Here is a 13003-nt window from a genome sequence, read left to right as displayed (position 1 = left end):
CGGCTGACAACTAGCGGGGCTAGCGTCGGGGCTCGTGAGCTTTCCGAGTCGGCACCGCGTGCGGCTGTGGTTCGGTCCCCATCAGATCTCCGACTACATCGGTGAGCAGGCCGGTGCGGCTCGGTACGAGGCTGCTATGCGGCGGCGGTTTCCGGGGCTGGAGGTCACCAACGAGCTGTTGCCGGTGACTCCTCGACCGGCGGATTACAGCACTGCTGACCTGCACCGATAGGCTTTGTGCGTGGCCCAAGAATATGCACAGCATGAGTTGGTGCTAGTCGTCGACTTCGGGGCGCAGTACGCGCAGCTGATCGCGCGTCGCGTGCGCGAGGCGAAGGTGTACTCCGAGATCGTGCCGCACTCGATGCCGGTCGAGGAGATGCTGGCGAAGGGCCCGAAGGCGATCATCCTGTCCGGCGGACCGCAGTCGGTGTACGCCGAGGGCGCGCCGCGGGTCGACTCCGGGCTGTTCGAGGCCGGCGTACCGGCGTTCGGCATCTGCTACGGCTTCCAGGCGATGGCGCAGACGCTCGGCGGCGAGGTACGGCGTACCGGACTGCGCGAGTTCGGCCGTACGCCGGTGACCGTGAGCGAGGCGGGCACGCTGCTCGCCGACATCCCCGAGGACCTGAACGTGTGGATGTCGCACGGTGACGCGGTGCACGCGCCGCCCGCCGGGTTCGCCGTCCTCGCGGCGTCCGAGGGCGCGCCGGTCGCGGCGTTCGAGGACCTGGACCGGCGGCTGGCCGGTGTGCAGTGGCACCCGGAGGTCCTGCACTCGCAGGCCGGGCAGGCCGTGCTGGAACACTTCCTGTACGAGATCGCCGGCTGCAAGGGCGACTGGACCACGAGCAACGTGGTCGAGGAGCAGGTCGAGCTGATCCGTGAGCAGGTCGGCGACAAGCAGGTGCTGTGCGCGTTGTCCGGCGGTGTCGACTCCGCGGTCGCGGCGGCCCTGGTACACAAGGCGATCGGTGACCAGTTGACCTGCGTGTACGTCGACCACGGTCTGCAGCGGGCCGGTGAGTCGGAGCAGATCGAGAAGGACTTCGTCGCCGCGATCGGGATCCGGCTCGAGGCGATCGACGCGGAGGAGCAGTTCCTGACCGCGCTGGCCGGGGTGACCGATCCGGAGCAGAAGCGCAAGATCGTCGGCCGGGAGTTCATCCGCACCTTCGAGGCGACCGCACGCAAGGTGGACGCCGAGCGGCACATCGAGTTCCTGGTCCAGGGCACGCTGTACCCGGACGTGGTCGAGTCCGGCGGCGGTGCCGGTGCCGCGAACATCAAGTCGCACCACAACGTCGGCGGGCTGCCCGACGACCTGCAGTTCAGCCTGATCGAGCCGCTGCGGACGCTGTTCAAGGACGAGGTCCGCGAGCTCGGCCTGGCGCTCGGTCTGCCGGAGACGATGGTCTACCGGCACCCGTTCCCGGGCCCCGGCCTGAGCATCCGGATCATCGGCGAGGTCACCCGCGAGCGGCTGGACATCCTGCGCGCCGCGGACCTGATCGCGCGCACCGAGCTCACCGCGGCCGGTCTCGACCGCGACATCTGGCAGTTCCCGGTGGTGCTGCTGGCCGACGTACGGTCCGTCGGTGTCCAGGGCGACGGCCGGACGTACGGCCACCCCGTCGTACTGCGTCCCGTCACCAGCGAGGACGCGATGACGGCCGACTGGGCGCGCCTGCCGTACGACGTGATCGAGCGCATCTCGACCCGCATCACCAACGAGGTCGACGAGATCAACCGCGTCACCGTCGACGTCACCAGCAAGCCCCCGGGCACCATCGAGTGGGAGTAGCGTCACGGTGGGTGACCCCGACGGCTGTTACGGTCGTTGTGTTGCCCGTTGACCACGGCGGGTGACTTCCTCGGGGGAGGAGACCGTGGTGTTCCGCGTTCATTTCGAGTGTGCGGATCTGGCCAGGACGACGATCGCGCAGGAGCCCGATCCGTTGTGGGAGGTCCTGCTGGGTCTCCACGTCCTGCAGACCGATGACGAGCCGGAGACGTTCGGCACCTGGCGGGAGCGGGCGAGGGCCCGGCTGAGCGCGCTGGAGCAGGAGCTGCTCGCGCTGGCGCCGCCGGTCGGGTATTCACCGGATTTCCTGACACCGCGCGCCGCGGGTCAAGGACTCGAGGCGGGACTGGCGGCCGTTGCCGCCACACCGCCCGGGCAGCTGAGATCCGAGTTGGGCAGGTTGTCGGACAGCGTGCGGCTGCCGGCCTGGAGCCGGCGGCTCGCGGCCGGTGAGAACGGCGTGATGACCCGGCTCGTGCACGGGCTGCGGTCGTTCCACCGGACCAAGATCGCGCCGCAGATGCCGATGATCGCGCCGGCGATCGAGTCGGCCGTTGCCAGGCACAACGACACCGTCGCCAACGACGGGTTCGAGTCGCTGATCCCGCAGCTGCACCGGACGCTGCGCTGGGAGGCCCCCGTGCTGTCGGTCGACACGCCGCACATCGACCGGGATCTGCACCTGAACGGCCGGGGGCTGCGGCTGGTGCCGTCGTTCTTCTGCTGGAAGTACCCGATGATGCTGCTCGATCCCGCGCTACCACCGGTGCTCGTGTACCCGGTGCGGCACGCCGGCCGACCAGAGTCCGTCGTACGCCGTGCCGATCGCGATCGTGCCGTGGCCGACCTGCTCGGGAAGACCCGGGCACGGGTGCTGAAGAGCATCTCGAGCGGCGCGTGCTCGACGAGCGAACTGGCTGCCAGGGCTGGGATCTCGCTCGCGTCGGCCAGCGAACACGCCCGGATCCTGCACAACACCGGCCTGGTCACGACGCACCGCATCGGCAGCTCGGTCCGGCACATCCTCAATCCGATCGGCGCCGACGTTCTCACCGGATCCCGCACCTAGGGCTGGATGCCGTCGAGGAGGCGGTCGAGGCCGTAGCGGTACGAGTCGGCGGCGGCTTCGCGGGTGCTGGACTGGTAGCCCTTGGCGTGCCAGATCGTGGTCATCGCGGGATGCCGGTCGACGTCGAAGTACGTCTCCCAGAGTTCGTTCCGCTCGCCCCACCAGGCGTCGTTGGTCTGACCGGTCGCCCGCTCGACCAGTTGACTCTCCGCCTCGAGGCTCGCCGCGGAGTCGACGTACGTCGTGATTGCGAGCGCGGCTGTGTTCGTCTCGAGCGCTCCGAGTCCTAGACCGAGTAACGCGGACAGGAGGTACTCGCGACCCGCCAGCATGCCCGGCCCGACCGGTGGGCGGATCGTTGAGACCTGTGACAACCACAGGTGCCGCTGGAACATCGCACGGGTCTGCCGCGAGTAGAGCTCCACCTGCTGCCGCCAGTCGTCCGGTCGCGGCTCACCCGGGCCGGGCAGCTCGCGTTCGCCGAGCACCTGGTCGACCATCAGATCGAGCAGCTCGTCCTTCGACGGCACGTACGTGTAGAGCGTCATCGTGCCGACGCCGAGCTCCTTCGCGAGCCCGCCCATCGACGCCGCCGCGAGGCCCTGGTCGTCGGCGAGCTGGATGCCTGCCTGCACGACGTCGTCCACGTTCAACGACGGCCGCCGGCCGGCGCCGCGCTTTCGGTCGGTGGACTCGTCAGCTGTGGGGTGGCGGTGGTTGCGCCACAGCAACGCCAGCGTCTTGTCCGGCTGCCCCTCGCCACTCCGCCGCTCGCTCACGGGCCAACGATAGGCGCTTCCTTGAATTCTCGTATACCCTACGAGAATTCTGATCGAGAGGGGATTTCGGATGACGATCCTGGTGACGGGTGCGACGGCGAGCGTGGGGCGGCTGCTCGTCGACGAGTTGGTGGCGGCGGGTGCGCCGGTGCGGGCGCTGACCAACAAGCCGGTCCGGGCCGCGCTGCCGGAGGGCGTGGAGGTGGCGCGCGGGTACCTCGGCAAGCCGGAGACGCTGCCTGCGGCGCTCGCCGGCATCGATACCGTGTACCTCGCGCCGCTTCCGGCGTACGTCGACGACTTCGTCCGCTGCGCGCGGGACGCCGGCGTGCGGCGGGTCGTCGTACTGTCCGGGGAGCCTGCGGAGTACGAGGCGCAAGGGGATCCGTCGACGTGGCACTACTACCGGATCGAGCGGGCGATCGAGGCGGGCGGCTTCGACTGGACGTTCCTGAGGCCGGGGCAGTTCATGAACAACACGCTCGACTGGGCTCCGTCGATCAAGGCGGACGGGGTGGTGCGGGCGCCGTACGCCGGTGCCGTGCAGACGCCGATCGATCTCGCTGACATCGCCGCGGTGGCGCGGGTGGTGCTGCTGTCGGAGGAGTACGGCGGGCAGAAGATCACCATGAGCGGACCCGAGGGAATCACGCAGCCGGAGGAGGTCGCGTGTATCTCGGAGGCGATCGGGCGGGAGGTGCGGTTCGAGGAGCAGACGCCGGACGAGTACCTCGAGCGGCTGACGCCGGTGATCGGGCGCGAGACGGCGCAGTGGCTGCTGGACGGTTTCCGGATGATGGCCGAACATCCGATGAAGCCGGAGCCGGCGGTGTTCGACCTCACGGGCCGACCGGGTACGACGTACCGCGAATGGGCTCGCGCCAACGTGGCGGCCTTCGTCTGAGGCATGATGCGCGGTTGTGAAGGAAAAACTGCACGGCTACCTCCGTGAGGCCCGCGAGGCGATCGTCTGGAAGCTGGACGGGCTCGGCGAGTACGACATCCGCCGGCCGTTGACGCCGAGCGGGACCAACCTCCTCGGCCTCGTCAAGCACCTGTCGATCGTCGAGGCCTGGTACTTCGGGAAGACGTTCGACCGGCCGTTCCCCGAAGAGCTGCCGTGGTGGGACGACGACGCCGAACCGAATGTCGAGATGTGGGCCACCGCGGACGAGACCCGCGCCGAGATCGTCGACCGCTACCAGCGGGCGTGCGTGCACGCGGATGCGACGATCGAGGCGCTCGCCGTGGACGCGCCGGGCCAGGTGCCGTGGTGGCGCAACCCGTCGGTGACGCTGCACGGCATCCTCGTCCACGTCCTCGCCGAAACCAGCCGCCACGCGGGCCACGCCGACATCCTCCGCGAACAGCTGGACGGCGCGGCCGGCATGCGCCCGACCAACTCGAACCTGCCCGAGCAGGACGCGGAATGGTGGGCGGCGTACCGCGCTCGTGTCGAGGAGGCCGCCCGGGCTGCCGCCGTTTGACGTTCGTGCGAACATGTGTTCGACTATGAGGCATGAGGTGGGCCGGGCAGCGGGTTGATGCCGAGACTCCGGGGACGTTGCCGGGGCTCGGGTCGATCGCGGGGCTGGTCCGGTCGGTGACGACACCGGAGTTCCAGGGGATCACGTTCCACGAGGTGCTGGCGCGGTCGGCGCTGAACTCCGTCCCCGGTACGGCGCTGCCGTTCAACTGGACCGTCAACCCGTACCGCGGCTGCTCGCACGCCTGCCGGTACTGCTTCGCCCGGCCCACCCACCAGTACCTCGAACTCGACGCCGGCCTGGACTTCGACCAGCAGATCGTCGTCAAGACGAACGTGGCCGACGTCCTGCGCCGTGAGCTCGCCCGCCCGTCCTGGCGCCACGAACAAGTTGCCCTGGGCACCAACACGGACCCGTACCAGCGCGCCGAGGGCCGCTACCGCCTGATGCCCGGCATCATCGAGGCCCTCGCCGGATCGGGCACACCGCTGTCGATCCTCACCAAGGGCACCCTGCTCCGCCGGGACCTGGAGCTGCTGTCGGCGGCCTCCGCCGAGGTCTCCGTCGGCATCGGCCTCTCCCTCGCCCTGGGCGACGAAGCCCTCCGGCGCCGCCTCGAACCCGGCGTCCCCTCGATCCGCGGCCGCCTCGACCTGATCCGAGCCGTCCGCAACGCCGACCTCCCCTGCGGCGTCATGGTCGCCCCCGTCCTACCCTGGCTCACCGACTCGACAGACCAACTGGACGACCTCCTGGCCCAACTGTCCGAGGCCGGCGCCACCGGTGTCACCCCGCTACTCCTCCACCTACGCCCCGGCGTCAAGGAGTGGTTCATGCAATGGCTCTCCGACGACCACCCCAACCTCGTAAGCCGCTACAACTCCCTCTACGCCCACGGCCCCAACGCCGCCCCTAGCTACCAAAAATCCTTCACCCAAAAACTTCACCCCCTCCTGACCAAACACGGCTTCGCCAGAACCTCCCCCCATCGCGCAGCCCCCATCAACGGCACGCACCGCCCTGAGTCCAGCCAAGAAGCCCTCTTCTGACCCACTCCGCCATGGCGTGAATCCGCGCCCGGCTCATGACGTCTCGTCGCGGAGGTTTCCGGCGTGAGTCATGTTCAGCGGTGGAGTTGGGCGGATTCCGCGAAGGCGTGGGGGATCGTCAGGATGGCGGCCGCAGAGCGAACTGATAGGGGCAGAGACGAGAGGGTGAGCGGCTCGGCCGGAGTCCGCTGTGGCTACCTTGGGCACCGATCAGCCGTTTTCTGCCGTGCATTGTGGTTGACCCGCGCTCAAGGTGGTCACAGGCAAGTGCCGAAACCTCTGGCCGGGTGTGGGGAGTGCTGTTGCCTGTTCTGGGTGGGTAATCCTCCCCAGACCCGAGGAAGGGCCGATGACCGCGGTGGTCGCAGCGCCGGCCGACCGTCGCCGGAGCAGCGTTCTCGCACCCGGCGCGTCCGTGGACATCGACCCAACGCCGGCCACAGTCCGTCGACGATGTCTGCTGGCTTGGTGGTGTGGGGAATCCTGCTGGTCGTTTCAGGTGGGTAGGACTCCCCAATCCCCCTACGTACTGCGTGCAGGAGAGTCCGCTCGGCCAGCGTGCTCTCCGCCGCCGAGTTCGGCTACGGGAGGGTGAGGATCTGGGGGCCTTCGGGGGTTAGGGCTACGGTGTGTTCGGCGTGGGCGCCGCGGGTTCGGTCGGCGGAGCGGAGGGTCCAGCCGTCTTCGTCGATGCTGTAGGTGGAGCCGGGGCCGGACCAGAACCAGGGTTCGATGGCGAAGACGTGGCCGGCGCGGAGTCTGAGGCCGCGGCCGGGGCGGCCGCCGTTGGGGATGTGTGGCTCTTCGTGCATGCGGCGTCCGACGCCGTGGCCGCCGAAGTCCAGGTTGGTGCCGACGCCGGCTCGATGGCCGACTTCTCCGATCGCGGCGCCGATGTCGCCGATCCGGTTGCCTTCGACTGCGGCCGCGATCCCCGCGGCGAGGGCCTCTTCGGTCGTCGCGATCAGTTCCAGGTCCTCGGCCCGCGGCGTACCGATGCAGAAGCTGATCGCCGAGTCCGCGCACCATCCGTCGATGGAGGCGCCGCAGTCCACGTTGAGCAGGTCTCCGTCGGCGAGCCGCTGGTCGGACGGCAGCCCGTGCAGTACGGCGTCGTTCACCGACGTACAGATCACGCCGCTGAAGGGTGAGGTCGCGAACCCGGGCTGGTATCCGTCGAACAACGACACCGCCCCGGCGGAGCGCAGTACGTCGCGGGCCACCTCGTCGAGTTCACGCAAGGAGACGCCGACCGCGGCCTCCTTCTTCACCGTTGCGAGCGCGGTGCCGACGACCCGCCCGGCCGCGTGCATCTGCTCGATCTGCTCCGGTGTCTTCAACTCGACCATGATTCCTCCGGGATAGTTATACCGGTACTACTACCACAACCCCAACTAACACTCCCTGCGCAGCGTCTTCAACGACAACTAGGGTTTGGGGGTCGGGATGGCGGTACGACGACGCGCGGTGCTCGGGGGATTGCTCGCTGGAGCCGCGGCGGTTGCGACGAGTGGATGTCTGGCTGACACGTTCGCCGATACGGGTGATCAGCCGACGAAGACGGCGGAGCCGAAGCAGAGCAAGCCGCGGAACGGATCACGGTCGTCGCGACCGGCGACGTACTGCTCCACGAACGTCTGTGGACCACCGCGAAACGCGACGGCGACGACGGCCGCTGGGACTTCGCGCCGCTGATGAGCAGCGTGAAACCCCTTGTCCAGAAGGCGGATCTCGCGATCGCGCATCTGGAGACACCGCTGGCGCGCGACGGCGGGCCGTACCACGGCTACCCGCTCTTCCAGGGTCCGCCGCAGATCGCCGCGGCGCTCAAGCAGACCGGGTACGACCTGTGCACGACCGCGAGCAATCACAGCTTCGACGGCGGCGCGGCCGGCGTCGACCGGACGCTCGACACCCTGGACAAGGTCGGGCTGAAGCATGCCGGTACGGCGCGGTCGCGGGCCGAGGCCGAGCAGATCACGATCGTCGACGTCGGGGGAGTGAACGTCGCGTCGCTCAGTTTCACGTTCGGTTTCAACGGCCTGCCGTACCCGAACGGCGAGACCTGGCGGGCGGCCACGATCAGCGCGAAGACGATCAAGTTGAAGGCACAGGAGGCCCGTGATCGTGGTGCCGATCTCGTGCTGGTCAGCTGCCACTGGGGTACGGAGTACTCGAACAAGCTCAACGACCAGCAGCGTGAGGTCGCTCCGCAACTGCTTGCCGACAGCAACATCGATCTGGTGATCGGCCACCACGCGCATGTCGTGCAGCCGATGGAGGAGATCGACGGCAAGTGGGTCGCGTACGGACTCGGCAACCTGGTCGCGGCGCATCGCGAACCCAACAGCACCAAGGCCGAAGGGCTCCTGGCCCGCTTCACGTTCACCCGCACCGGCGACCGCTGGACGACCGCGGCCGAGTACGCGCCGCTGCTCATGACGGACGTGCTTCCGGTCCGCGTTCTCGACGTACGCCGGGAGCTCGCGAAGGGCGACTCGGTGGCGAAGCGGAGCCGGCTCGAGCTCGCGCAGCGCCGTACGACGGAGACCGTGACGGCACTGGGCGCGACGCCGAAAATGCTTTGAGCCAAGGCGTCGTGGCGGTCTAGGGTCGAGTGCATGATTACGTACTTCGTGATGGTCCGTCGTGCCCGCCTCCGGGCAGGCGAGGGGTGCCTGGGGATGGCATCCGCTCGATAGTCGTTGGGCCCAACGGGTTGTGGACGCGGCCGGGATCGAACCCGGCGAGCTCGTCCTCGATGTCGGGGCCGGACTGGGTGCGCTGACCGCGCCGCTGGTCCAGGCCGGCGCCCGGGTGGTCGCCGTCGAACTCCATCCCGGTCGTGCCGATCGGTTGCGCCGGCGGTTCGCCGACGCGCCGGTGACGGTCGTCCGGGCCGATGCCGGTGATCTGCGGTTGCCGTCGCGGCCGTTCCGGGTGGTGTCGAGTCCGCCGTACAACATCTCCACTCTGTTGCTGAAGCGCTTGCTGGCGCCGGGTTCACGCCTGGTGTCGGCGGATCTGGTGCTGCAGCGGCAGGTGGCGAATCGGTGGGTTCGCGGAGACGCACCCGGGGCGAACCGGTGGTTCCGCCACTACAACCCGTCCCTCGGACTTCGCCTTCCCCGCAAAGCTTTCACCCCACCGCCACATGTCGATTCAGCAGTCCTGGTACTGCGCAAACGCTAGAGGGGCGCAACCCCCACAAGGTCAGAGGTGACCTTGTGGGGGTTTCTGCTGTCAGCCGTGCCAGGAGGTCCAGAGGGCGGCGTAGGGGCCTTGGCGGGCTACTAGTTCGTCGTGGCTGCCTAGCTCCGAGATGCGGCCGTCCTCTACTACGGCGACGCGGTCGGCGTCGTGGGCGGTGTAGAGGCGGTGGGCGATCGCTATGACCGTTCGGCCTTCCAGTACGGCGGCCAGCGAGCGCTCCATGTGCCGCGCAGCCCGCGGGTCGATCAGCGACGTCGCCTCGTCGAGCACCAACGTGTGCGGGTCAGCCAGCACCAGACGCGCCAGCGCCAACTGCTGCGCCTGCGCCGGCGTCAACGCCAGCTGCCCGGACCCGACGCGAGTGTCCAGCCCGTCCGGCAGCGCCACGGCCCACTCTCGCGCGTCCACTGCTCCAAGTGCGTCAAGCAGGTCCGCGTCCGTTGCGGACGGACGCGCCATCGAGAGGTTGTCCCGGAGCGTTCCGACGAAGACGTGGTGCTCCTGCGTGACCAGAGCGACCTGCTTGCGCAGCTCGTCCAGCGGCAGCTCCGTCATCCCCACACCGCCGACCGTCACCGAACCGGTCCGCGGCGGATGGATGCCCGCGACGAGCCGGCCCAGCGTCGACTTGCCCGCACCGGACGGCCCGACCATCGCGATCCGCTCGCCTGGCTGGATCGTGAGGTCGACGCCGTGCAGCACGTCGCGGCCGTCGACGTACGAGAACCGCACGTCACGTGCCTCAACGAGCTCACCGGACGGCTCCCGCCCCGACGGCGTCCGGTCGTCCGGTACGTCGCTGATGCCGAGCAGTCGCGCGAACGCGGCGCCGCCGGACTGGAGCTCGTCCAGCCAGGACAGCAACCGGTCGACCGGGTCGATCAGTTGGTTCACGTACAGCACGGCGGCCGTCACGGCGCCGAGCGTGACGTGCCCGTTGAGGTGCAGCCAGCCGCCGAACAGCAGCGTGCCGACGACCGGCACGAGGTACCCGAGCTCGGCGGCCGGGAAGTACACGGTCCGCAGGAACATCGTGTAGCGCTCAGCCAGGTAGCTCCCGCGGATGTCCACGTCACCGCGCCGCACACGGTCGTCGTACCGCCGCAGGGCCTCGACCGTCCGCGCGCCTTCGACCGTCTCCGCGAGGGAGCTGGTCATCTGCGCGTACGCCGCGTTCTCGCGGAGGTACCCGTCCTTGGCGCGGCCCAGGTACCACTTCGTGCTCAGCCAGAGCAGCGGGACCATCGCGAGCATCGGCACCAGCACCCAGACGCCGACCAGCAGCGTGGCGACCGCGGTGAAGATCACGGTCACGAACGCGATGATCGTCTCCGGTACGGCGAACCGCACGGTGCGGGACAACGTGTCGACGTCGCGCGACGTCCGCGACAGCAGGTCACCGGTGCCGGCCCGCTCGACCGTACCGATCGGCAGCGCCAGCGCGTTGTCGACGAACTCCTCGCGCAGCTCGGCCAGCACCTGCTCGCCCAGCGCGAACGACCGGTACCGCGCCCACCGGGTCAGCAGCGACTGCGCGACGATGAAGCCGGCGATCACGATGATCACCACGTTGACCTTGGCGGCGGTCGTGCCGTTCTGCACGTCCTGCACCAGATTGCCGATCAGCCGCGGCGCCGCGAGCCCGCTGACTGCCGCGAGCCCGTGCAGGAGCAGTGCGATCGTCAGGTTGCGCGGGTGCCGCCGGGCCAGTCGCCGGGCGTGCCGCCGAATCTCGGCCGGCCCGGCCACGGGCAGGATCTGCCTCATCGAAGGGCCTCCTCTTCTTCGGTCTGGCGGGTGACGGTCCTGCGGTACTGCGGGGTGCTCTCGAGCAGCTCGCGGTGCTTGCCGGTGGCAACGACGCGCCCGGCGGCGACGAAGATCACCTCGTCGACGCGGTCCAGCAGCAGCGGGCTCGCGGTCAGTACGACGGTGCTGCGGCCGGATCGGTGGTCGCGCAGCCGGTCCGCGATCCGTGCCTCGGTGTGCGCGTCGACGGCCGACGTCGGCTCGACCAGGACCAGCACGGACGGGTCCGCGAGCAGCGCGCGTACCAGGACGAGCCGCTGGCGCTGTCCACCGGAGAACGAGCGGCCCTTCTCCTCCACCTCGGAGTCGAGCCCGTCCGGCAGCGCGACGAGCACGTCCTCCGCGGACGCCGTACGCAGCGCGGCCATCAGTTCGTCATCGGTACGACGACCTGCTGGGTCCAGCTCCGTTCGCAGCACACCGGTGAACAGCTGAGAGCCCGTGTCGCTCACCAGGATCTGCTCCCGGACGTCTGCGCGCGTAGCGCTGGCCAGCGTGACACCGCCGTACCTGACCTCGCTTGCCTCGTCGTACCGACCCAGGCGGTCTGCGAGCTTGTCGTAGCTGTCCAGCTCGGCGGAGACGACTGCGGTGAGCAGTCCGTCGCGGGCGCGGACACCGGAGACCGGATCGACCAGGTCGCCGTGGTCCGGCAACTGCACCGGTGTCTCCGGGTCGGTGATGTCGGTCTCCAGCTTCAGCACTCGGATGACCCGGCCTGCTGCGACCAGTCCACGCATCAGCTGGTTGGCGAACTCGGTCGCCGTACGCAGTGGCAGCACCAGGAACGTCGCGTACCCGTAGAACGCGACCAGCGAGCCGGCACTGAGGTCACCGCGCAGAGCGAAGTGCGCACCCAGACCGACCACCAGTACGACGAAGATGCCTGGCAACAGCACCTGTGCCGCGTCCAGCACGGACTGGATGCCGGCCACCCGTACGCCGGCCTTCCGCACCTCCTGTGACTCGCTCCGGTAGCGCTTGGAGAACGACTCCTCACCGCCGATGCCGCGCAGCACCCGCAGACCGGCCACGATGTCCGAGCCCAGTGAGTTCAGCTCGCCGACCGCCTCGCGCTGCGCGGACTGCCGCTTGTGCAGCGGCCGCAGCATCGGCCCGAGGCAGAACAGCATGATCGGTACGCCGATCAGCACCACCAGACCGAGCACGGTCGACGACGACAGCAGGATCGCCGCGACCACCACGAACGCGACGATCGCGCCGGCGAACCGGGCCGAGATCTCCATCAGGTTGCCGATGTAGGACAGGTCGCCGGCGCCGATGCTGACCACCTCGCCGGTGGCCAGCTGCTTGGGCAGTGTCGCGCCGAGGTCGGCCGACTTCCGCGTCACCACCTGGACCGTCCGGTACGCCGCGATCAGCCAGTTGGTGACCGCGAACCGGTGCCGCATGATGCCCGCGGTCGCCTGCACCACACCGACCGCGAACAGCAGCGCGGTCCAGCGCAGCAGCCGCTCGCCGTCGCGGGCCGCGACGCCCTCGTCGATCGCCCGCCCGAGGATCGCCGGGATGAACGCCTGCGACGCCATCCACAGGATGCCGAACGCCATCCCGCCGGCGAGCGTGCGTGCCTGACCGCCCGCGACCCACCACAGGTAGCGGGCCGGCGAGCGATGATTCGGGACGCCGGGATCGGCGAGCGGCAGTTGTCTCATAGCCTTCTCAGGCTAGGTGCCGCGACCGACAGTCGCATGCGAATTAATCGCACCTGTGGACACTCCAAACACGCGCGGTGACGGTGACGGTCGGTAGACCTTCACCTTGCGTTGGGC

12 protein-coding genes are annotated in these 13003 nt (G+C 69.1%); 8 read left to right on the top strand and 4 right to left on the bottom strand.

Going from position 1 to position 13003, the window contains the following annotated elements:
• Window positions 1-34: 34 nt before the first annotated feature.
• From ACWF0M_RS24370 to ACWF0M_RS24360, 3 genes are all read left to right on the top strand, one after another.
• The gene (locus ACWF0M_RS24370; RefSeq protein WP_452238002.1) at window positions 35-232 is read left to right on the top strand and encodes a hypothetical protein; all 198 of its coding nucleotides are present in this window, start codon (window positions 35-37) and stop codon (window positions 230-232) included.
• A 9-nt stretch (window positions 233-241) separates the two neighbouring features.
• On the top strand, window positions 242-1804 hold the full coding sequence (gene guaA, locus ACWF0M_RS24365; RefSeq protein ID WP_452238001.1) for a glutamine-hydrolyzing GMP synthase: 1563 nt from the start codon (window positions 242-244) through the stop codon (window positions 1802-1804).
• 88 nt (window positions 1805-1892) lie between these two features.
• Complete coding sequence (locus ACWF0M_RS24360) at window positions 1893-2873, top strand: ArsR/SmtB family transcription factor (protein ID WP_452238000.1); 981 nt, start codon at window positions 1893-1895, stop codon at window positions 2871-2873.
• On the opposite strand, the gene ACWF0M_RS24355 is transcribed toward ACWF0M_RS24360, so the two are convergent.
• Window positions 2870-3652: a TetR/AcrR family transcriptional regulator gene (locus ACWF0M_RS24355; protein ID WP_452237999.1), complete on the bottom strand. Its 783-nt coding sequence runs from the start codon at window positions 3650-3652 to the stop codon at window positions 2870-2872. The two genes, ACWF0M_RS24360 and ACWF0M_RS24355, sit on opposite strands and share 4 nt — an antisense overlap.
• Window positions 3653-3722: 70 nt before the next feature.
• Between ACWF0M_RS24355 and ACWF0M_RS24350 the strand changes: the two genes are divergently transcribed.
• From ACWF0M_RS24350 to ACWF0M_RS24340, 3 genes are read left to right on the top strand one after another with little or no spacing between them, the layout of a single operon-like run.
• Entirely contained in the window at window positions 3723-4556 is an 834-nt protein-coding gene (locus ACWF0M_RS24350; protein WP_452237998.1) for an NmrA family NAD(P)-binding protein, read from the top strand.
• Window positions 4557-4572: 16 nt separating this feature from the next.
• Complete coding sequence (locus tag ACWF0M_RS24345; protein WP_452237997.1) at window positions 4573-5139, top strand: DinB family protein; 567 nt, start codon at window positions 4573-4575, stop codon at window positions 5137-5139.
• Window positions 5140-5171: 32 nt separating this feature from the next.
• Complete coding sequence (locus ACWF0M_RS24340) at window positions 5172-6188, top strand: Rv2578c family radical SAM protein (protein ID WP_452237996.1); 1017 nt, start codon at window positions 5172-5174, stop codon at window positions 6186-6188.
• Between the two features lie 581 nt (window positions 6189-6769).
• On the opposite strand, the gene map is transcribed toward ACWF0M_RS24340, so the two are convergent.
• The gene (gene map / locus ACWF0M_RS24335) at window positions 6770-7537 is read right to left on the bottom strand and encodes a type I methionyl aminopeptidase (protein WP_452237995.1); all 768 of its coding nucleotides are present in this window, start codon (window positions 7535-7537) and stop codon (window positions 6770-6772) included.
• Between the two features lie 246 nt (window positions 7538-7783).
• On the opposite strand from map, the gene ACWF0M_RS24330 reads away from it, so the two are divergent.
• A complete protein-coding gene (locus ACWF0M_RS24330; RefSeq protein ID WP_452238054.1) occupies window positions 7784-8776 on the top strand; it encodes a CapA family protein in 993 nt (330 codons plus the stop codon).
• Window positions 8777-8837: 61 nt separating this feature from the next.
• Entirely contained in the window at window positions 8838-9380 is a 543-nt protein-coding gene (locus ACWF0M_RS24325; RefSeq protein ID WP_452237994.1) for an rRNA adenine N(6)-methyltransferase family protein, read from the top strand.
• Window positions 9381-9431: 51 nt separating this feature from the next.
• On the opposite strand, the gene ACWF0M_RS24320 is transcribed toward ACWF0M_RS24325, so the two are convergent.
• On the bottom strand, window positions 9432-11168 hold the full coding sequence (locus tag ACWF0M_RS24320; RefSeq protein WP_452237993.1) for an ABC transporter ATP-binding protein: 1737 nt from the start codon (window positions 11166-11168) through the stop codon (window positions 9432-9434).
• Window positions 11165-12886, bottom strand: coding sequence for an ABC transporter ATP-binding protein (locus tag ACWF0M_RS24315; RefSeq protein WP_452237992.1), 1722 nt, complete (start codon window positions 12884-12886; stop codon window positions 11165-11167). Before ACWF0M_RS24315 ends, ACWF0M_RS24320 begins: the two co-directional genes overlap by 4 nt.
• Window positions 12887-13003: the final 117 nt, after the last annotated feature.

The sequence above is a fragment of the Kribbella sp. NPDC055110 genome (assembly GCF_053607525.1).
The sequence above is the reverse complement of the archived record's forward strand: the minus strand, read 5'-3'. Positions and strand labels throughout refer to the sequence as shown.

Excerpts from the sequence above, each read along its gene's own strand:
- ACWF0M_RS24350 (WP_452237998.1), top strand. The coding sequence starts at position 3,723 with ATGACGATCCTGGTGACGGGTGCGACGGCGAGCGTGGGGCGGCTGCTC.
- ACWF0M_RS24340 (WP_452237996.1), top strand. The coding sequence starts at position 5,172 with ATGAGGTGGGCCGGGCAGCGGGTTGATGCCGAGACTCCGGGGACGTTG.
- map (WP_452237995.1), bottom strand. The coding sequence starts at position 7,537 with ATGGTCGAGTTGAAGACACCGGAGCAGATCGAGCAGATGCACGCGGCC.
- ACWF0M_RS24320 (WP_452237993.1), bottom strand. The coding sequence starts at position 11,168 with ATGAGGCAGATCCTGCCCGTGGCCGGGCCGGCCGAGATTCGGCGGCAC.
- ACWF0M_RS24315 (WP_452237992.1), bottom strand. The coding sequence starts at position 12,886 with ATGAGACAACTGCCGCTCGCCGATCCCGGCGTCCCGAATCATCGCTCG.